This window comes from Burkholderia glumae LMG 2196 = ATCC 33617, assembly GCF_000960995.1.
Lineage (GTDB): Bacteria > Pseudomonadota > Gammaproteobacteria > Burkholderiales > Burkholderiaceae > Burkholderia > Burkholderia glumae.
Window position 1 is genome coordinate 658828 of sequence record NZ_CP009435.1, and the last position, 19441, is coordinate 678268.

The 19441-nt window shown below is 70.0% G+C and carries 14 protein-coding genes; 5 read left to right on the forward strand and 9 right to left on the reverse strand.

The annotated features are described in order from the left end of the window. Positions 1–2 precede the first annotated feature (2 nt). Complete coding sequence (locus KS03_RS15515) at positions 3–572, reverse strand: acyloxyacyl hydrolase (RefSeq protein WP_015877061.1); 570 nt, start codon at positions 570–572, stop codon at positions 3–5. A 363-nt stretch (positions 573–935) separates the two neighbouring features. Between KS03_RS15515 and rpoH the strand changes: the two genes are divergently transcribed. From rpoH to cydX, 5 genes are all read left to right on the forward strand, one after another. Next, positions 936–1871: an RNA polymerase sigma factor RpoH gene (rpoH, locus tag KS03_RS15520; protein WP_017432773.1), complete on the forward strand. Its 936-nt coding sequence runs from the start codon at positions 936–938 to the stop codon at positions 1869–1871. Positions 1872–2325: 454 nt separating this feature from the next. Then, a complete protein-coding gene (gene cydP, locus KS03_RS15525) occupies positions 2326–2598 on the forward strand; it encodes a cytochrome oxidase putative small subunit CydP (RefSeq protein ID WP_015877063.1) in 273 nt (90 codons plus the stop codon). Then, a complete protein-coding gene (locus KS03_RS15530) occupies positions 2585–4159 on the forward strand; it encodes a cytochrome ubiquinol oxidase subunit I (RefSeq protein WP_015877064.1) in 1575 nt (524 codons plus the stop codon). Before cydP ends, KS03_RS15530 begins: the two co-directional genes overlap by 14 nt. Positions 4160–4196: 37 nt before the next feature. Continuing rightward, positions 4197–5333: a cytochrome d ubiquinol oxidase subunit II gene (gene cydB / locus KS03_RS15535; protein ID WP_015877065.1), complete on the forward strand. Its 1137-nt coding sequence runs from the start codon at positions 4197–4199 to the stop codon at positions 5331–5333. A gap of 63 nt (positions 5334–5396) precedes the next feature. Beyond that, positions 5397–5504 (forward strand): cytochrome bd-I oxidase subunit CydX, encoded by a 108-nt coding sequence (cydX, locus tag KS03_RS15540; RefSeq protein ID WP_017432772.1) that lies wholly within the window; start codon positions 5397–5399, stop codon positions 5502–5504. A gap of 139 nt (positions 5505–5643) precedes the next feature. Here the strand turns inward: cydX and nagE are convergent, their stop codons facing one another. The 8 genes from nagE to imuA all read right to left on the reverse strand — a co-directional run bounded on the left by nagE (position 5644) and on the right by imuA (position 19393). Further along, entirely contained in the window at positions 5644–7425 is a 1782-nt protein-coding gene (nagE, locus tag KS03_RS15545) for an N-acetylglucosamine-specific PTS transporter subunit IIBC (RefSeq protein WP_015877066.1), read from the reverse strand. An 88-nt stretch (positions 7426–7513) separates the two neighbouring features. Continuing rightward, on the reverse strand, positions 7514–10102 hold the full coding sequence (gene ptsP / locus KS03_RS15550) for a phosphoenolpyruvate--protein phosphotransferase (RefSeq protein ID WP_015877067.1): 2589 nt from the start codon (positions 10100–10102) through the stop codon (positions 7514–7516). A gap of 15 nt (positions 10103–10117) precedes the next feature. After that, complete coding sequence (locus KS03_RS15555) at positions 10118–11125, reverse strand: SIS domain-containing protein (protein ID WP_015877068.1); 1008 nt, start codon at positions 11123–11125, stop codon at positions 10118–10120. Beyond that, positions 11118–12221 carry an N-acetylglucosamine-6-phosphate deacetylase gene (nagA, locus tag KS03_RS15560; protein WP_015877069.1) on the reverse strand — a complete coding sequence of 368 codons (1104 nt, stop codon included), beginning with the start codon at positions 12219–12221 and terminating at the stop codon, positions 11118–11120. The genes KS03_RS15555 and nagA overlap by 8 nt, the downstream gene beginning before the upstream one ends. Before the next feature lie 761 nt (positions 12222–12982). Beyond that, positions 12983–13891, reverse strand: a complete 909-nt coding sequence (locus KS03_RS15565; protein ID WP_015877070.1) for a J domain-containing protein — start codon at positions 13889–13891, stop codon at positions 12983–12985. A gap of 136 nt (positions 13892–14027) precedes the next feature. Beyond that, entirely contained in the window at positions 14028–17270 is a 3243-nt protein-coding gene (locus KS03_RS15570) for an error-prone DNA polymerase (protein ID WP_015877071.1), read from the reverse strand. Between the two features lie 4 nt (positions 17271–17274). After that, a complete protein-coding gene (locus KS03_RS15575) occupies positions 17275–18747 on the reverse strand; it encodes a Y-family DNA polymerase (protein WP_015877072.1) in 1473 nt (490 codons plus the stop codon). Continuing rightward, a complete protein-coding gene (gene imuA, locus KS03_RS15580; protein ID WP_015877073.1) occupies positions 18683–19393 on the reverse strand; it encodes a translesion DNA synthesis-associated protein ImuA in 711 nt (236 codons plus the stop codon). Before imuA ends, KS03_RS15575 begins: the two co-directional genes overlap by 65 nt. Between the last annotated feature and the right edge of the window lie 48 nt (positions 19394–19441).

Consider the following 19441-nt stretch of genomic DNA (forward strand, 5'->3'; position numbering starts at 1 on the left):
GCTTAGAAGTTGTACTGCAGATAGATTTGGCTGAAATTTATACCAGGATTCGGATCTTTGATACCCGCGTTCGACTCGTGCTGGAAACGGAAGCCGGCCAGATACTGCTGGCGGTGGCCGAACTGCGCGCCCACCCCGACCATGTCGGCGAACTGGAAGGCCGTCGACATCGTGTAGTTGGCGGCGATGTGCGGATGCGTGAGCAGGCGCACGCCGACCCCGGCCTCGAGAAACGGGCGCACGTCGCCGCTACGCTTGATGAAACGTAACACCGGCGTGACCCCGAACTCACCGATGTTCGCATTGACCGCGTGGTCTCCACCATAATGCCAATACGCCGCGTGACCTTCGGCGACAAACGTGAAATGCCAATCGCCGACCTGCCACCACGACCAACCCGGATCCCAGACGATGCCGAGCTCCGCCTTCTTCATGTCGTGGTCGGCGATGCCGCCTGCCACCTGCACCCCCCATCGATCGGCGAACGCGGCATTGCATCCGCTCGACAGCGTCACTGCCAGCGCCGCGCCGGCCAGCCACCGTCCCGCCCTGAGATTTTTCTTGTTGTGCATCCTTCACTCCAGATTCCGGGGTTGAATGGAGCGCCGCCGCGATCGTCGCGGCCGGCTCAAAAAACGAAAGCATCTTATGGTAAAGGATTTTTCTAATTGGCATCGTTGGGAGAAACAGTTTGCTTCTCAAGCCACAATAGTCGAAATCGTTTCCTGAAAATCTCAGGAAAGCACGTCGATTTGCATATTCACGACACGTAGGGCCATGTTCGAATCTATCGAAACGCACTCGTCAATAGGATATAGGGAACTCCAATGGCCCTGTCCCCTCTAAGTGTTTAGCACTCTCCTGACGAGAGTGCTAAGATAGTCTCGTGGAATCGTCTTGTTACGGGGCTCGTCCCTGATTCCAAAGGAGTTTATGTGAGCAATGCTCTGACCCTTCCGAACACTCTCGGCCCGGTGCCGGCGAAGGCCTCTACGGCAGGCGCGCTGGCGCTCGCCTCGAATTCGATGTTGCCCGGCCAGCTCGGCAACATCGACGCCTACATTCAGGCCGTGAACCGGATCCCGATGCTGACGCCCGAGGAAGAGCGTCAGTATGCGACGGAATTCCGCGATCAGCAGAATCTCGAATCGGCCCGCCGGCTGGTGCTCTCGCACCTGCGTCTGGTGGTGTCGATCGCACGCAATTATCTCGGCTACGGCCTGCCGCACGGCGACCTGATCCAGGAAGGCAACATCGGCCTGATGAAGGCCGTCAAGCGCTTCGATACCGACCAGAACGTGCGCCTCGTCTCGTATGCGATCCACTGGATCAAGGCCGAGATCCACGAATACATCCTGCGCAACTGGCGCATGGTGAAGGTCGCCACCACGAAGGCGCAGCGCAAGCTGTTCTTCAACCTGCGCAGCCACAAGAAGGGCATGCAGGCAATGACGCCCGAGGAAATCGACGGCCTCGCGCAGGAGTTGAACGTCAAGCGCGAAGACGTGGCTGAAATGGAAACGCGCCTGTCGGGTGGCGACATCGCCCTCGAAGGGCAAGTGGAGGATGGCGAGGAATCGTTCGCGCCCATCGCCTATCTGGCCGATTCGCACAACGAGCCGACCGCCGTGCTCGCCTCGCGCCAGCGCGACCGCCTGCAGACGGAAGGCATCTCGGAGGCGCTCGACTCGCTCGACACGCGCAGCCGCCGCATCATCGAGGCGCGCTGGCTGAACGTCGGCGACGACGGCTCGGGGGGCTCGACGCTGCACGATCTAGCGGCCGAATTCGGTGTATCGGCCGAGCGCATTCGCCAGATCGAGGCGAGCGCGATGAAGAAGATGCGCGCGGCGCTCGCCGCCTATGCCTGACGCGCGCGGCCGCCCGTAGCGGCGACGGCGTTCGGTTCGAAGTTCCAAGGCCTGCGGTGGCTCCACCGCAGGCCTTTCTGTTTGATGGCGCGCGCTTCTGCCGCGCTTCCGCCTCTTTTCCTGCCCAGTTCTGCTCGCCGGTCGACCGATCGTTCTCGGCGCGCATGACGCCGATCGTCGCACGATGACAGACAACGCTGACAAGGTCCGGACCACGAACTATAAATAATACCGGCGCCTGTTCCGCAATCGACCGCCGTTCAGGCACTCAGCGCGTCACTCAATCGCCATTTGAGTCACATCAAACGTTAGGGGCCGTTTCGCGACTGTCTGCCGCATCAGCGTGGTCAATTATCGCAGCGCACAATTTTAAAATTGCAGTGCTGCACTTGACGTAAAACGGCGATTTTTCGCCGGTTCGTCTTCCTCACTTTCGAGCGTTACCCACACGATCATGCCGCTGATCCTCACCCCCAAATCCGCGCCTCGCGACGGGCCGCCGTCATTGCGCGCGCGCTTCATCTCCTGGACCCAAGGCCCGACGCTGATTCGCGATCTGTCGGTGGTGCTGGCCATCAAGCTGGTCCTGTTGATGGCGCTCAAATACGCGTTTTTCAATCATCCACAAGCGGAGCACATGTCGCTGCCAGCCGCCGCGGTCGCCGCGCAACTGCTCGGGACGACCGCCGTCCGCTCTTCCACCGGGGACCACCATGATCAGCAGTGAAGTCGTCGATCTATCACGCCTGCAGTTCGGCGTCACCGCGCTTTACCATTTCCTGTTCGTTCCGCTCACGCTCGGCCTGTCCTGGCTGCTCGTCATCATGGAGGCCGTTTATGTGATGACGGGCAAGCAGGTCTACAAGGACATGACCCAGTTCTGGGGCAAGCTGTTCGGCATCAATTTCGCGATGGGCGTGACCACCGGCATCACGCTCGAATTCCAGTTCGGCACCAACTGGTCCTACTACTCGCACTACGTCGGTGACATCTTCGGCGTGCCGCTCGCCGTCGAAGGGCTGATGGCGTTCTTCCTCGAATCGACCTTCGTCGGGCTGTTCTTCTTCGGCTGGAACCGGCTCTCGAAGGTCAAGCATCTGATCGTCACCTTCCTCGTCGCGCTCGGCTCGAACCTGTCGGCGCTCTGGATCCTGGTGGCGAACGGCTGGATGAACAACCCGGTCGGCGCGCAATTCAACTACCAGACCATGCGCATGGAGCTGGCGAGCCTGTCCGACGTGCTGTTCAACCCGGTCGCGCAGGTCAAGTTCGTGCATACCGTCTCGGCCGGCTACGTGACCGCCTCGATGTTCGTGCTCGGCGTGTCGTCGTGGTACCTGCTGCGCCGCCGCGACACCGCGTTCGCGCTGCGCTCGTTCGCGGTCGCGGCCGGCTTCGGGCTCGCCTCGGCGCTCTGCGTGATCGTGCTCGGCGACGAGTCCGGCTACACGACGGGCGAAGTGCAGCAGGTGAAGCTCGCCGCGATCGAATCGGAATGGGATACCCAGCCGGCACCGGCCGCCTTCACCGTGTTCGGCATCCCGAACCAGGCGACGCAGCACACCGACTATGCGATCCGGATCCCGTATGCGCTCGGCTTGATCGCGACGCGCTCGATCGACGAGCCGGTGGTAGGCCTCAACGACCTGATCAAGCGCAGCGAGGACCACATCCGCAGCGGCATGGTCGCCTACCAGGCGCTGCAGAAGCTCAAGTCCGGCGACACCAGCGAGGCCACCCGCGCGCAGTTCGACGCGCACAAGGCCTACCTCGGCTACGGGCTGATGCTCAAGCAATTCACCGCCAACGTGACCGATGCCACGCCGCAGCAGATCGCCGAAGCCGCGAAGAAGACGATCCCGCCCGTGGCACCCGTGTTCTTCTCGTTCCGCTTGATGGTGCTGTTCGGCTTCCTGCTGCTCGCCACCTTCGTGCTCGCGTTCTGGTTCTCGTTGAAGCGCGACCTGCTGCAGCCGAAGCGCCGCTGGTTCCTGCGCTGGGCCGTCTGGGCGATCCCGCTGCCGTGGCTGGCGGCCGAGTTCGGCTGGGTGGTCGCGGAAGTCGGCCGCCAGCCGTGGACGATCGCCGGCATCCTGCCGACGCACCTGTCCGCGTCGAGCCTCGTGTCGAGCGACCTGTACCTGAGCATCGCCGGCTTCGTCGCGTTCTATACCGCACTGTTCGTGATCGAGATCATGCTGATGTTCAAGTACGCGCGGCTCGGGCCGTCGGCGCTGCACACCGGGCGTTATCACCACGAGCAGCAGGCCGCCGGCTCGGCCGCCTGACGCGTGCCGCTTCACCGAACCCTGACAAGGAATCGTTATGGACTACGCTACTCTGAAGGTGATCTGGTGGGTGCTGGTCGGCACGCTGCTGATCGGCTTCGCGCTCACCGACGGCTTCGACATGGGCGCCACCGCGCTGCTGCCGTTCCTCGGCAAAACCGACGACGAGCGGCGCATCATCGTCAACACGGTCGGCGCGACCTGGGAAGGCAACCAGGTCTGGCTGATCACGGCCGGCGGCGCGATGTTCGCGGCCTGGCCGCTGGTGTACGCGGCCTCGTTCTCGGGCTTCTACTTCGCGATGCTGCTGGTGCTGTTCGCGCTGTTCTTCCGGCCGGTCGGCTTCGACTTCCGCAGCAAGCGCACCGACCCGCGCTGGCGCCGCGGCTGGGACTGGGGGCTCTTCGTCGGCGGCTTCGTGCCGGCGCTGGTGTTCGGCGTGGCCTTCGGCAACCTGCTCGAAGGCGTGCCGTTCGCGTTCGACAACGACCTGCGCGTGACCTACACGGGCGGCTTCTGGGCCCTGCTCAATCCGTTCGCGCTGCTCTGCGGGCTCGTCTCGCTGACCATGCTGCTCGCGCACGGCGCCGCGTTCATCCGCATGAAGACCGACGGCGTGATCGCGCAGCGCGCGGGCCGCGCCCTGCGTCTGAGCGCGCTGGCCGCGGTGGTGCTGTTCGCGGTCGCCGGGGCGCTGATCGCCTCGTCGATCGGCGGCTATCACATCACGCAGGCCGCCCCGCTCGACAGCGTCGCGAATCCGCTAATGAAGCAGGTGGCGGCTGGCCACGGACTGTGGCTCTCGAACTACGGCACCTATCCGTGGATGATCGTCGCGCCCGTGATCGCCTTCGCGGGCGGCCTGCTGGCCGCGCTGCTGGCCGGGTCGCGGTTCGAGAAGACGGCCTTCGTGGCCACCGGGCTGATGATCGTCGGCGTGATCCTGACGGCCGGCTTCTCGATGTTCCCGTTCATCATGCCGTCCTCGCTCGACCCGCGCAGCAGCCTGACCGTCTGGGACTCGACCTCCAGCCGTCTGACGCTCGAGGTCATGCTCGGTGCCGTGATCGTGTTCCTGCCGCTGGTCCTGCTCTATACGGGCTGGGTCTACCGCGTGATGCGCGGCAAGGTCACCCCGCAGGTGCTCAGCGACAACCGCCATACGCTGTACTGACCGGCGCGCCGGGCGCCCGCCGCCCGGCCGCTACCCCGAACCCACTCTTTCGGAGCCCGACACATGTGGTACTTCACCTGGATTCTCGGCATTGGCGTCGCGCTGTCGTTCGGCGTGATCAACGCGATGTGGCTCGAATCGCACGAAGCACACGACGCGCACGACGCGTAGGGCACACGCCCGCCGGCCGCGATCGCTGATCGTCGCCGCGGCGGCGGCGCGCCCTGCCCGCGCCGTCGTCTTCATCACAAAAAAAACGGCGCCCTCGGGCGCCGTTTTGCCAGGGTGCGCGGCGTTCGCCGCGCCGCGCTCACGCGGGCTGCTCGGCCGCCCCGCCGGCCGGCGGCAGGCGCGCCGACATTTGCTGCGCGTAACGCGCGGCCGAGCTGCCGCAGATGATGTGGAACGTGTCGGTCGACACCCAGGCGACATCCACGCTCGCGAGCCGGTCGCGATCGACGGCCGACGGATCGCGCACCACCACGCGCAGCCGCGTGGCGGCGACCGCGTCGAGCGACGCCACGTTGGCCGCGCCGCCGAACACGGCGAGCCAGCGCATCGGATCAGGATCGAGCGGACCGGCCTCGCCGCCCGGTGCTGCCGCTGCGGCTGCCGGCGTGGCAGCCGGGGCCGCCGCCGGGGCCTCGCCGCTGCCGATCGCGCTGCGGATTTCGTCGGCGATCAGGTCCGCCTCAGGCCCGATGATCACCTGCACGCTGCTGCCGCCGCGCTTGAGCACGCCGCGCGCGCCGATCGCCCTCAGGTTCGCCTCGGACACCTGCTCCGGATCGACTACCGACAGACGCAGTCGCGTCGTGCAGGCATCGACCGTCGTCAGGTTCGCTGCACCGCCGAGCGCCGCGATATAGCGCAGCGCGCGCGGCGCCGCCGCATCGCCCGCGACCTGCGCCGCGGCGAAACCGCCGGCCGCGCCGGCCGGGCCGCCGAGGCTGTCCGCGGCCAGCGGCGCGTCGCCGGCGGGCTCGCGGCCCGGCGTGGCCATGTTGAACTTGCGGATGAAGAAGCGGAACAGCGCGTAGTAGGCGACCGCGTAGGCAAGGCCGAGCGGGATTGCGATCCAGCCCTTCGTCGAGAGCCCGTAGTTCAGCACGTAGTCGATCGCGCCGGCCGAAAACGTGAAGCCGAGCTTCACGCCAAGCAGCTGACAGATCGCGAGCGAAAGCCCCGTCAGCACCGCATGGATCACGTACAGCACCGGCGCGAGGAACATGAAGCTGAATTCGATCGGCTCGGTCACGCCGGTCAGGAACGAGGTCAGCGCCATCGAGAACAGCAGGCCGCCCACCACCGCGCGGCGCGCCTTCGGCGCCTCGTGGAACATCGCCAGGCATGCGGCCGGCAGACCGAACATCATGATCGGGAAAAAGCCCGCCATGAAGCCGCCCGCGGTCGGATCGCCCGCGAAGAAGCGGTGCAGGTCGCCCGTTACCGGCGCGCCGCCGCCCGGCGGCGTGAACGTGCCGAACACGAACCAGGCGAGCGAGTTGATGATGTGGTGCAGCCCGGTGACGAGCAGCAGCCGGTTCAGGAATCCGTATACGAACGCGCCGATCGCACCGGCCGTGGTCAGCCAGTGGCCGGCCGCGTCGATCACGTTCTGGATCGGCCCCCAGATGTAGCCGAACACGATCCCGAGCACCACGCAGACGAGGCCGGTCACGATCGGCACGAAGCGCTTGCCGCCGAAGAACGCCAGATAGTCCGGCAGCTTGATGTCCTTGTAGCGGTTATAGAGCAGTCCCGCCACGATGCCCGCGATGATCCCGGACAGCACGCCCATGTTCAGCTTCGGGTCGATGTCCTTCATGATCGCGGTTTCGATCAGGTAGCCGATCGCACCCGCGAGCGCCGCGACGCCGTTGTTGTCCTTCGCGAAACCGACGGCCACGCCGATCGCGAACAGGAGCGGCAGGTTGTCGAACACCGCGCCGCCCGCGTCGGCGATCATCTTGATGTTGAGCACATCGGACTGGCCCAGCCGCAGCAGGATGCCCGCCACGGGCAATACCGCGATCGGCAACATCAGCGCCCGTCCCAGGCTCTGTATTTTCAGAAACGGATTCCCGTCCATTCAGATCTCCCAATCGTCTCGTCTTTCGTTGTTGATGTGTTGATGCTGCGTGGGGAAACCCACGACGCGAACCCGGCTGCGCGACCGCTCACTGCTGCGGCCAGATTTCACGACTGGCCGCCCGCACCGCCTGCGCGGATTCGAGCGACAACAGGTCCTGCGCACGCTGCCGGCACAGCGCGTAGTCGAGGCCGCGCACGCGCGCCTTGATGCCCGGCACCGACACCGGATCGACCGACAGCTCGGTGACGCCGAGGCCGACCAGGATCGGCACGGCGAGCGGATCGCCGCCGAGCGCGCCGCACACGCCGACCCACTTGCCGTGCTTCTGCGCGCCGCGCACGGCGGCGTCGATCAGGCGCAGCACGGCAGGGTGCAGGCCGTCGGCGAGCGCCGCGAGATCGGCCTGGCAGCGGTCCATCGCGAGCGTGTACTGGGTCAGGTCGTTGGTGCCGATCGAGAGGAAGTCGGCGTGCTGCGCGAGCTGGTCGGCGAGCAGCGCGGCCGACGGCACCTCGATCATCACGCCCACCTCGATCGGCTCGCCGCGGCCCGCCTCGCGCGCGAAGCCGTCGATGCGCTCGCGAATCCGCACCAGCTCGCCGACATCGGTGACCATCGGCAGCAGAATCCGCACCGCGCCGAACGGCTGCACGGCCAGCAGGCCGCGCAGCTGGTCGTCGAGCAGGTCCGGGCGCAACTGCGCGAGGCGGATGCCGCGCAGGCCGAGCGCCGGGTTCGGCTCGGGCGGCAGCGCCAGGTAATCGACCTCCTTGTCCGCGCCGACGTCGAGCGTGCGGATGATCGCGGTGCGCCCCTGCAGCGCGTCCACGATCGCCTGATAGCTGTCGCGATGCTCGTCGGTGGTCGGCGCCGCCTGGCGGTGGATGAACAGCAGCTCGGTGCGCAGCAGGCCGACCGCGTCGGCGCCGTGCTCGATGGCGGTCTTGGCGTCGTCGAGCGTCGCGATGTTGGCGGCCACCTCGATGCGGCGCGCGTCGGCCGTCACGGCCGCCTCGCCCGACTGGCGCCGGTTCGCCTCGCGTACGCCGGCCAGGCGCTGGCGCTCGCGCCGCGCGCGTTCGACGTCGAGCGCGGTCGGCGCGTGTTCGAGCCGGCCGGCCGTGGCGTCGATCACCACCTGGGTCTGCTCGGGAATCGCGAACAGTGCGTCGCCGACCGCGACCAGCGCGGGAATGCCGAGCTGGCGCGCGATGATCGCCGCGTGCGAGGTGGCGCCGCCGCGCGCCATCACGAGCGCGCTCACGCGCTGGCGGTCAAGCGACGCCAGATCGGACGGCGTGAACTCCTCCGCGGCGAGCACCGCCTCCTCGGGCAGCTCGCGCGCGCCGCCGGCCGTGAGGCCGAGCGCGCGCAGCACGCGCTTTTCGATGTCGCGCAGGTCGGCCGCGCGCTCGGCCAGCAGCGGATCGTCGAGTTGGCCGAGCACCGCGATCTGCGCGCGGATCGTCTCGCGCCACGCGTGCCCGGCGCTCTTGCCGAGGCTGATCAGGTCGCGCGCCGCGTCGAGCAGGGCCGGGTCCTCGAGCAGCACGCGATGCACGGCGAAGATCCCGGCCTCGCCCACCGCGCCGCGCTGCGAGGCGCCGCGCACGGTGTGCTCGAGTTCCGCGTCGACGGCCGCAAGCGCGCTGTCGAGCCGTCGGCTTTCGGCCGCCGGCGTTCCGCTCGCGAGTTCGGGCGGCCTCAGCTCGGCCTCGTCCCAGCGCACCAGCTTGCCGACCGCGATGCCGGGCGCGGCGCAGACGCCGGCCAGCGTGTTCGGATCGAGCGCGGCGCCGCTCGGGCGCGGCCCCTTGGACACCGTGGGCGGCGCCTGGAGCGCGTGCGCGGCGCGCGTCTGCGCCTCGTCGTGCGCGGCGCGCTGCAGCTCCTCGGCGATCGCATCGACGGCCTGGGCCGCCTGCGGCCCCACGCCGACCAGCTCGATCTCGGCGCCTTCGCCGGCGCCGAGCGCGAGCAGCCCGACCACGCTCTCGATCGCCGCGCGCCGTTCGCCGAACTGCACATGGACGCGCGCATCGAGCCCGCGCGCCGCTTCGCGCGCCCGCGCGGCCGGCCTTGCATGCAGGCCGCCCGCGTTCGCGAGCGTGATCCGGCGGCGCGCTTCCATCGCGTCGGCGACGTCGCGTGCGGCGCCGGCCACCTCGGGCGAGGTCGCACGCAGCGTGAGCAGCGGCGAGACGGCCGCGCGCACCAGCCCGCTGCCGGCGCGCTCGACGATCTCGAACGCGTCCGAATTGGCGATCGCCACCACCGACACGAGGCTCGGCGCGGCCTGCGCGACCAGGTCGATGTCGAATTCGACCAGCACGTCGCCGGGCGCCACGCGCGCGCCCGCCTCGACCTTGGGCATGAAGCCGCGGCCGCTCAGCTCGACCGTGTCGATGCCGATGTGCAGCAGCACCTCGGCGCCCTCGGCGGTGGTGATGGTGACCGCGTGGCCGGTACGCGCGAGATGCGTGACGATGCCGGCGCATGGCGCCACGAGCCGGCCCTCGAGCGGATCGATGCCGATCCCGTCGCCGAACATGCCGCCCGAGAACACCGGATCGGGCACCTCGGCGAGCGGCACGGCCGGCCCCGTCAGCGGCGCGAGCAGGACGAACTGTTCAGGGGATGCGTTCTTCAACTGGGACTCCTCGGCACGTCTCATCGTCTGTCTCGCGACTCAGTGTGTTTCGGTGACTTTGTTCAGGTGGCGCGGCGCATCCGGATCGCGCCCGCGCGCGACCGCCAGATGCGCGGCCATCACGTAGAACGACAGGATCGCGGCGATCGGGTCGAGCGCCGTGTGGGCCGCGCGCGCGAGCGGCAGCAGCGCGCCGGGCGTGCCCTCGGGCGCGGCCAGCAGCACCCGCGCGCCGCGCTGGCGCATGTCGGCCGCGAACTGCAGCAGGCCGGCCTGCTCGGGGCCCGGCGGCGCGAACACCAGCAGCGGATAGTCGCGGTCGATCAATTCCATCGGGCCGTGCCGCACCTCGGCGCTCGAGAACGCCTCGGCCTGGATGCCCGAGGTCTCCTTCAGCTTCAGCGCGGCCTCCTGCGCGATCGCGAGACCGAGCCCGCGGCCGATCACGATCATGCGCTCGACCCCGCGCAGCTCGTCGATCGCCGCGCTCCAGTCGAGCGCGCCCGCGCTCGCGAGCGTCTCGGGCAATGCGCGCAGGCCCGTCATCAGTGCCGCGTCGCGCTGCCAGAGCGCCACGATCTGCGCCGACAGCGACAGCATCGCGATGTAGCTCTTGGTGGCGGCCACCGACAGCTCGGGGCCCGCCCCGATCGGCAGCGCGTATTCGCTCGCCTCCGCGAGCGGCGAGGCCAGCACGTTGACGGCCGCCACCGTCAGCGCGCCGGCGTCGCGCAGCGCGGTGAGGGTGTTGACGAGGTCGGGACTCTTGCCCGACTGCGAGAAGCCGACCGCGAGCTGGCCGCGCACGCGCAGCGGCGCCTGCTGCAGGGTCGCCACCGACATCGGCAGCGAGGCCACCGGCACGCCGAGCCGGCTCATCGTCAGGCTCGCGAAATAGCTGGCGGCGTGGTCCGAGCTGCCGCGCGCGACCGTCAGCGCCACCTGCGGCGGTGCGGCGAGCAGGCGCTCGGCGAGCGCCTCCAGGCGCGAGGTGTCGGCCAGTTGCGCGGCGACCACGCGGGACGCTTCGCGCGCCTCTTCAAGCATATTCGACAATCGATTCTCCTTCGACGTAGGTCGCGCTCAGGTTCAGGTCGCGGTCGAACACGGCGATGTCGGCCCAGGCGCCGCGCGCGAGGCGGCCGCGATCCTCGAGGCCGAGATAGTCGGCGGCGAAGCGCGACATCCGGTTCGATACGTCGGCGATCGGCAGCCCGATCGACACCAGGTTGCGGAACGCCTGGTCCATCGTCAGCGTGCTGCCGGCCAGCGTGCCGTCGGCCAGCCGCACGCCGCCGAGACACTTGGTGACGTGCTGGCTGCCGAGCCGGTATTCGCCGTCGGGCATGCCGGTGGCCGAGGTGCTGTCGGTCACCACGTACAGGCGCGGGATCGCGCGCAGCGCGGCGCGGATCGCACCGGGATGGACGTGCAGCAGGTCGGGGATGATCTCCGCGTACTCGGCATGGGCGAGCGCGGCGCCGACCAGACCGGGGTTGCGGTGGTGCAGCGGCGACATCGCGTTGAACAGGTGCGTGAAGCCGCAGGCGCCATGCTTGAGCGCGGCGACGCCCTCCTCATAGGTGGCGAGCGAATGGCCGAGCTGCACGCGCACGCCGCGCGCGGCCATCTCCGAGATGATCTCGATGTGGCCGGCGATCTCGGGCGCGAGCGTGACCACGCGGATCGGCGCGATCGCGAGATAGCGCAGCACCTCGTCGAGCGCGGCCGATACCGCCGCGTCGGGCTGCGCGCCGAGCTTGCCGGGGTTGATGTAAGGGCCTTCGAGATGGACGCCGAGCACGCGCGCGCAGCCCGGCGTGCGGTTGCGCGCGCGCTCGCCGAGCTGCGCGACCACCTTCATCAGTTCGTCGCGCGGCGCCGTCATGGTGGTGGCGAGCAGGCTGGTGGTGCCGTAGCGGGCGTGGGTCCGGCCGATGGTCTCGATCGCGTCGCCGCCCTCCATCACGTCGGCTCCGCCGCCGCCATGCACGTGCAGGTCGATGAAGCCCGGCACGATGTACGGCGCGTCGTTCATCGACGGGTCGACGGCATGGCCCGACAGCGCGGTGATCCGGCCGTTGCCGAACTCGATCGTGCCGTAGCGCCAGCCTTCGGCGGTCAGTAGGTTTCCGGTCAGCATCTCGTTCACTTGTATCCGGGTCATGCGGGTTGCGAGAGAAGGCCGGCCGGCGGGCCGCGACGGGCTCGCCCCCGGCCGAAGCGAGCTGATTATATAACCAAACTAATACCAGTCAATTTAGCCGGACCGATCCCTGACGATCGCTGAAATGCCGCGCCGCATCGGAGGTTTAGTGGCGAAAGCGCCTTGTTTATCGCGGTTTTTTCGAATCGGTATTTACCCCGAGGCGGTATTCCGGGGCAAAGGCCGGCGTGGCACGCCATGCGCTGCTTCGGCCGGAAACCATACCTGCATAGAACCAGTTCCGCGAACTGGTATCCGTGCCCGAACCCGCCCCCGCCGCACCGCGGGGTATCGTGCCGCCCGCGCGCGGCGCGCCAGCAGGCAAGCGCGCCACCGCACGCCACCGGCGCGTCGCGTTCTGCCGCGACTGCGCGGCGGGCGCAGCGTCACGCGGCCGGCCCGCTCGCCGTGGAAGCGAACCTGGATGGTGCCGATCGGCGCCGAGGATGCGCCTCGAAGGCGCGAGTCGATCCGCGAACGCACGGCCGACCGGTGGGCGAAGCGCGGCCGCTGCGCGACGCGCTCGAGGCGATCGTCGGCAAGCCCCGCAGATCAACGCCTGCGCGATGTTCCATGCCCGATCGCGCGGCATCGGCTGCCAGGCGGCGGTGCGCCGGGCGTAGGCCCGCGAAAGGCGGTGCAGGCCGGGGCGCGGCGCGGGCGCCGGCCGACGGCGGTCACGGCGATGGCGGCAAGCCTCAGAACGTATCGGCCGCGATCGGCTGCGGGCCCATGGTGCCGTCCGAGGCCGGAAACAGCGCGATGCTCGCGCTCTGATAGCGGAGGTCGCCATCAGTGGCGTATTCCTGCAGCCCGATGGGCTCCGTCCTGAAGGTGCTGCCGTCGTCCAGCTGCCGATAGTGCAGATCGTAGCGGCCGGGCGCGAGCATCTGCAGCCGGAACGACCGGCCGGCCGGAATGAAGAACTGGCGGACCACGGCCGGCCCCGCCTCATCGTCGATGCGGATCAGCTTGCCGTGGACGTCAAACGGATTGCCGGTGTTGTCGATCGTGATGGTCGAATGGCCGTCGTTCGCCGACACCGGATAGCCGCTCAGATAGGCAGCCCGATCCGGCCATGCGAGCCCGTTGGGTGCGACCGAGGGGCGGACGTAGCGCGGGCCGTCCTTCGTCAGCGGAATGGCGCCCGGCGACGGCGGCGTATACGACCCGGCGGGTGTCGCGATCGGCGGCGGCACGGCGACGTCCAGCTGGCCCGGCACACGGACCTGCTTCACCAGCAGGCTGACGCCCAGCCAGGCAATCACGCCGATCAGCAGCCAGACGGGCAGCGGCAGGCGCCGGCCCGGGCCGGTTCGCGCCGGCTGCGGGCGAGCGGCGGCGGCAGGCTCGGGCGCGTCTTGGCGCGCGGCGTGCGCCGCCTCGTGCTCCTTTTTCGCCAGCCATTCGTCGTGATCCGCGCGCCGGGATGGATCGCTGAGCACGTCGTAGGCGGCATTGATGATCGTGAAGATCCGCGCCGCCCGCGGGTCGCGATTGCGATCGGGATGGTACTTCTGCGCAAGGCTTTTATAGGCGGCGCGAATCACCTCCGGAGGCGCATCGCGCGATACCTTCAGATTGTCATAATGACTATGGATTTTCATCCCTTTCCCCGACACGACGGCACGCGTGGCCCGCCACCCGTAGCGGTCCCATCTTACCGCAGCGATCGGACGCGCCGTCGAACCGATTCTGCCGCCGTCCCGCTGATCCGGCAGGGCCGCCCGCCGCTCGGCAAGCTCAGTGAAACTCGCGGCTCGACGTGCGCAGCCCGCCCAGCAGCGGCGTCAGGTCCTCCAGGTACTGTGCGATCAGATGCCGGACCTCGTTCTCGCTCTGCCATACGCCGTACACGGCAAGCAGCCGCGCCTCGAGGATCTCGCGGCGCTGCCGCTCGATCAGCTCGCGCCGCACGATCACGTTCACGCAGCCGGTCTCGTCCTCCAGCGTGACGAACAGCGTGCCCTTCGCGGTGCCCGGCATCTGCCGCGCGGTGACGATCCCGCAGGCGCGCGCGAGCCGCTTGTTGCGGTGGCGGCCCAGTTCCTCGGCCGAGCACAGCCGGCGCGCACGCAGCGCGTCGCGCAGCAGCGCCACCGGATGCCGGTTCAGCGTCAGGCCGACGGTGCGATAGTCGGCGAGGATGTCGTCGGCCTCGGACGGCGCACCGAGCGCCGGCTTCACCGGTTCGTCGATCGGCGCGGCGGCCAGCAGGTCGCGCGACGGCGCCGCGGCCACGGCCTGCCAGAGCGCGGCGCGCCGGTTGCCGGCGAGCGCCGCGAGCGCGTTCGCGGCCGCCAGCGCCTCCAGCTCGCGCCGCGCCAGCCGCGCGCGGCGCGCCAGATCGTCGACGCTCTCGAACGGCCGCGCGGCGCGCGCCGCCTCGATGCGCAGCGCGGCCTCGCGGCCCAGCCCGGCCACCAGCGCCATGCCGAGCCGCACGGCCGGCCGGCCCGCGGGCGGCGGCTCGCCGGGCAGCGCCTCGAGCGAGGCGTCCCAGCCGCTCGCCGTCACATCGATCGGCCGCACCGTCACGCCGTGCCGCTTCGCGTCCTGCACCAGCTGCGCGGGCGGATAGAAGCCCATCGGCTGGCTGTTCAGCAGCGCGGCGAGGAAGATCGCCGGCTCGTGGCACTTGAGCCAGCTGCTCGCATAGACGAGGATCGCGAAGCTCGCCGCATGGCTCTCCGGAAAGCCGTATTCGCCGAAGCCCTTGATCTGCTCGAAGATCTGGTCGGCGAAGCGCTCCGGATAATCGCGCGCGAGCATGCCCTCGACGATCCGCTCGCGATACTTGCCGAGATCGCCCTTGCGCTTCCAGGCCGCCATCGCGCGCCTCAGTTCGTCGGCCTCGCCGGGCGTGAAGCCGGCCGCGATGATCGCGATCTGCATCACCTGCTCCTGGAAGATCGGCACGCCTTTGGTGCGTTCGAGCGCCGGCTTCAGATCCTCCTTCGGATACTCGACGGGCTCGAGCCCCTGGCGCCGCCGCAGGTACGGATGCACCGCGCCGCCCTGGATCGGCCCCGGCCGCACGAGCGCCACCTCGATCACGAGATCGTAGTAGCAGGCCGGCTTCAGCCGCGGCAGCATCGACATCTGCGCGCGCGACTCGATCTGGAACACGCCCACCGTATCGGCGCGCGAGATCATCGCGTAGGTCGCCTCGTCGCCCTCCTCGAGGTCAGCCAGACGCATGCGCGTGCCGCGCCACGCCTCGACGAAATCGAACGCGCGATGCAGCGCGCTCAGCATGCCGAGCGCGAGCACGTCGACCTTCATGAGCCCGAGCGCCTCGAGATCGTCCTTGTCCCACTGGATCACGCGGCGCCCCGCCATCGCCGCGTTCTCGATCGGCACGAGCCGCGTAAGCTTGCCGCGACTGATCACGAAGCCGCCCGAATGCTGCGACAGGTGGCGCGGGAAGCCGAGCAGCCGCGACGCCAGCTCGGCCCAGGCGCGGATCAGCGGCACCTCGGGATCGAGCCCGACCGAGGCGAAGCGCGCGAGCAGGTCGGCGCTGCCGTCGAACCAGCGGTGCCCCTTGGCGACGCGCTCGACCAGCATCGGATCGACGCCGAGCGCCTTGCCGGTCTCGCGCAGCGCGCCGCGCGGCCGGTAGGTGGAGACGGCCGCCGCGAGCGCGGTGCGATCCTTGCCGTACTTCGCGTAGATGTACTGGATCACTTCCTCGCGCCGCTCGTGCTCGAAATCGACGTCGATGTCGGGCGGCTCGCCGCGCTCGCGGCTGATGAAGCGCTCGAACAGCATCGTGCTGCGCTTCGGGTCGACCGCCGTCACGCCGAGGCAATAGCAGACCACCGAGTTCGCGGCCGAGCCGCGCCCCTGACAGAGGATGTCCTGCTCGCGCGCGAACTTGACGATGTCGTAGACGGTCAGGAAGAACGGTTCGTATTCCATCTCGGCGATCAGCGCGAGCTCGTGGCGGATCTGCGCCTCGACCTCGGCCGGCAGCCCTTCCGGAAAGCGCTTTCGCGCCCCGCGCCAGGTTTCCTGCGCCAGGTAATCGGTCGGCGTCATCCCCGCCGGCACGATCTCGTGCGGATATTCGTATTTCAGCGTGCCCATGTCGAAGCGGCAGGCGTCGAGCATCCGGCAGGTCTCGGCAATCGCCTCCTGCGGAAACAGCCGCGCGATGCGCCCGAGCCCGCGCAGGTGCTGCTCGGCGTTGGCGGCCAGCGCGTAGCCGCATTCGCCGACCGGCCGGCCGATCCGGATCGCCGTCATGAGGTCCTGCAGCGGCTTGCGCGAACGCAGGTGCATCGTCACGTCGCCGAGCGCGACGAGCGGCATCGCGCGCTGCACGCCGGCTGCCTCGATCGTCTCGCGATACAGGCCGTCGAGCGAGCGCCCCAGTTGCACGAGGCCGAGCCGCGCGCGCTCGCCGAACTGCGCCGCGCACCACGCGAGCTGCGCGTCGAGCACGTCGGCGCGCACCGGATAGGCCGGCACCAGGATCGCGAAGCAGTCGGGCATGCCGCGCAGATGCGCGAACTCGGGCGGCGGCGCGGCCAGCATGCGCGGCGTGAGCGTGTAGCTACCCTTCGGCGCCGCCATGCGCCGCCATGAGATCAGCTCGGACAGGTTGCCGTAGCCCTCGCGGTTGCATGCCAGCAGCACCAGCCCGAACCCGCCCGGGCCGGGATCGCCGCCCGGCGCGACGCGCTCGGGCGTCAGCTCGAAATACGCGCCGACGGCGAGCCGGAACGGCTCGGGCCGGTCCGCCGGCGGCGCGCCCGCCGCCTTCCACGCGGCCTCGAGTTCGGCGTTCTTCGCCTTCACGGCCACGTGCATGCGCGGCGCGCCGGCGAGCGAACAGGCGTCGGTGACGGCGATGCCGCGATAGCCGAGCGCGTGCGCGCGCGCCACGAGCTCGTCGGCCGAGGACGCGCCGCACAGGAACGAGAAATTCGTGCGGCAGAACAGCTCCGCGTAGGCAGGCAGGGCCGACGGCATCGCCATCGCGTCACCCGAACAGGCCGTGCAGGAACCAGCGCGGCTCGCTGCCGCGCCGGTCGCGATCCATGTAGATCCAGTAGCAGGCGCCGTCGTCGTCCTGCGCGACGTAGTAGTCGCGCTGGACGAGCTGGCCGTCGAACCAGCCGCCCTCGACGCGCTCGGCCGTCGACATCAGGCGCAGCGGCGTGCGGTAGCAAGGCCGGTTCTCGCGCATCGCGAGCGCGATCGGCTCGGCCAGCAGCCACGCGGGGCGCGGCGCCACGGCCGGCGCCTCGGACGGGCGGCCCGCCGGCGCATGCGACGGCAGCCAGCGGTTGGCGGCCTCGGGCCGATGGTCGGCGCCGGGCGCCGCGCACAGCACGTTGTCGGCGCCGAGCCGCGCGCGCAGCAGCTCGACCAGCCGCGCCCGTGCCTCGCGCGTGCGGCCCGGCTCGGGGAACAGCTCGGCGCTCGGCGGCGCGACCGCCTCGACGCGCGTCGCGACGAGCCGCAGCGCCAGCACGGCGGCCGGCAGCTCGGCGCGCGCGAGCCGCTCGCCGAGCACGCGCAGGCAATGCAGCTCGTCGCGCGTGGGCTCGGCGAACGCGAGCTCGACCGAGGTGGGCGGCACCGCGCAGCGGCCGCGCTCGTGTTCGAGGTCGAGGCGCAGCGCGACGAGCGAGAGCTGCCGCGCGGCCAGCCAGCCGCCCAGTTGCGCCACCAGCCGGCGCGCCGCGAACAGCACCGCCTCCGCATGCTCGACGCGTTCCGGCAATTCGAGACGGGTGTCGAACTCGGGGGGGATCGGCAGCCACGCGAACGGCTCCGGCAGGTCGCCGTAGGCGCGATCGAGCGCTTCGAGCAGCACGGTTCCGCAGCGGCGCTGCAGCCCCGCGCGCGGTAGCCGGCGCAGGCCGCCGAGCGTCGTGCAGCCGAGCCCGTCGAGCCACCCCGCGTAGGCCCGCGCGGCCGGCAGCAGCACGCAGGGCAGCGCGTCCAGCACGCGCCGCAGGCTGGACTCGCGCGCCACGCGCCGGCGCGCGCCGCCGCGCGCCCGCGCGAGCAGCCAGGCGCCGCGGCCGGTCGGCGCGGTGCCGAGGCGCGCCGCGTAGCCGAGCGCCGCCAGCGCGGCGCCCACCTGCCGGCACAGCGCGGGCAGCCCGCCGAACAGCCGCAGGCTCGCGCCGACCTCGACGATCAGGGTCGCCTCCTCGTCGAGCGCGACCGAGGGCGAGAAGCGCAGCAGCGCCAGCGCGACCGCGCGCAGCGCATCGGCTTCGCGCGCGAGATCGCGTTCGGCGAGATGCGTGTCGGGCGCGAGCGTCAGCACGCCGCCGCGCTTCATGCCGGGCCGCACGCCGCGCGCGCGCGCGGCCGCGTCGGCCACCAGCACCACGCCCTGCTCGAGCACGGCGCGGCCCGCGGCCGGCGCGTGCTCAGACGGGCACGCGCACACGTCGAGCGGCAGGCGCGGCAGATGGATGCCGAGCAAGACGCGCATAACGACCCTCCACGATCGGCGACGGCAACGCGAGTTCGAGCCGCGCCGCGCAGGCCGGCCCGCGGCGCTTGACGATCTCGACCGACACGCCGCACGGCTGCGGCCGCACCGCGAGCCGCAGCACCGCCGGCGACGGCTGGCGCGCCGCCGCGAGCGGGCGCAGCATCACGAACAGCGTGTCGCCGGCGCGCGCGGCCGCCAGATGCAGGCGCCGCAACACGTCGGCCGGCGCGGCTTCCATCTGCCAGAACAGCAGCGCGCCACAGCAGCCCGTCTTCAGCGATTGCTCGGCTGTCCACAGGGCATCGCGCCGGTTGGCTGTGCGCAACCACAGCAGCGCATCGAGCGGCACGCCGAATGCGGCCAGCGCGGCCGCGTTCGGCGGATGCGGGGGCGCCACCAGCGCGAGCGGGCGCCGCTCGGCGACGCTGCCGGCCAGCCCCGGCGCGAGCAGCCGCATCTCGCCGCAGCCCGGGTGTGGAACCAGCAGCTCGACGAGCCCCCCCACCGGCCAGCCGCCGCCCGGCAGCTCGGCCGACAGCGCCGGATAGCCGGTGCCGACCGTGCGCGGGCCGCCGCGGGCGAGCTGGGAGCCGCGCCAGAGCGATGGATGCAGCGATTCGGGAGAGACGGAAGCGGTAGGCATGAGGCGACCGATTACTGTATGTTTATACAGTATAGTGGAAGCCGCCCG

Bases quoted from the DNA above. Each gene is read 5' to 3' on its own strand.
- KS03_RS15515 (WP_015877061.1), bottom strand. From the start codon at position 572: ATGCACAACAAGAAAAATCTCAGGGCGGGACGGTGGCTGGCCGGCGCG.
- cydP (WP_015877063.1), top strand. From the start codon at position 2,326: ATGCCGCTGATCCTCACCCCCAAATCCGCGCCTCGCGACGGGCCGCCG.
- KS03_RS15530 (WP_015877064.1), top strand. From the start codon at position 2,585: ATGATCAGCAGTGAAGTCGTCGATCTATCACGCCTGCAGTTCGGCGTC.
- cydB (WP_015877065.1), top strand. From the start codon at position 4,197: ATGGACTACGCTACTCTGAAGGTGATCTGGTGGGTGCTGGTCGGCACG.
- cydX (WP_017432772.1), top strand. From the start codon at position 5,397: ATGTGGTACTTCACCTGGATTCTCGGCATTGGCGTCGCGCTGTCGTTC.
- nagE (WP_015877066.1), bottom strand. From the start codon at position 7,425: ATGGACGGGAATCCGTTTCTGAAAATACAGAGCCTGGGACGGGCGCTG.
- ptsP (WP_015877067.1), bottom strand. From the start codon at position 10,102: ATGAGACGTGCCGAGGAGTCCCAGTTGAAGAACGCATCCCCTGAACAG.
- KS03_RS15555 (WP_015877068.1), bottom strand. From the start codon at position 11,125: ATGCTTGAAGAGGCGCGCGAAGCGTCCCGCGTGGTCGCCGCGCAACTG.
- nagA (WP_015877069.1), bottom strand. From the start codon at position 12,221: ATGCTGACCGGAAACCTACTGACCGCCGAAGGCTGGCGCTACGGCACG.
- KS03_RS15565 (WP_015877070.1), bottom strand. From the start codon at position 13,891: ATGAAAATCCATAGTCATTATGACAATCTGAAGGTATCGCGCGATGCG.
- KS03_RS15570 (WP_015877071.1), bottom strand. From the start codon at position 17,270: ATGGCGATGCCGTCGGCCCTGCCTGCCTACGCGGAGCTGTTCTGCCGC.
- KS03_RS15575 (WP_015877072.1), bottom strand. From the start codon at position 18,747: ATGCGCGTCTTGCTCGGCATCCATCTGCCGCGCCTGCCGCTCGACGTG.
- imuA (WP_015877073.1), bottom strand. From the start codon at position 19,393: ATGCCTACCGCTTCCGTCTCTCCCGAATCGCTGCATCCATCGCTCTGG.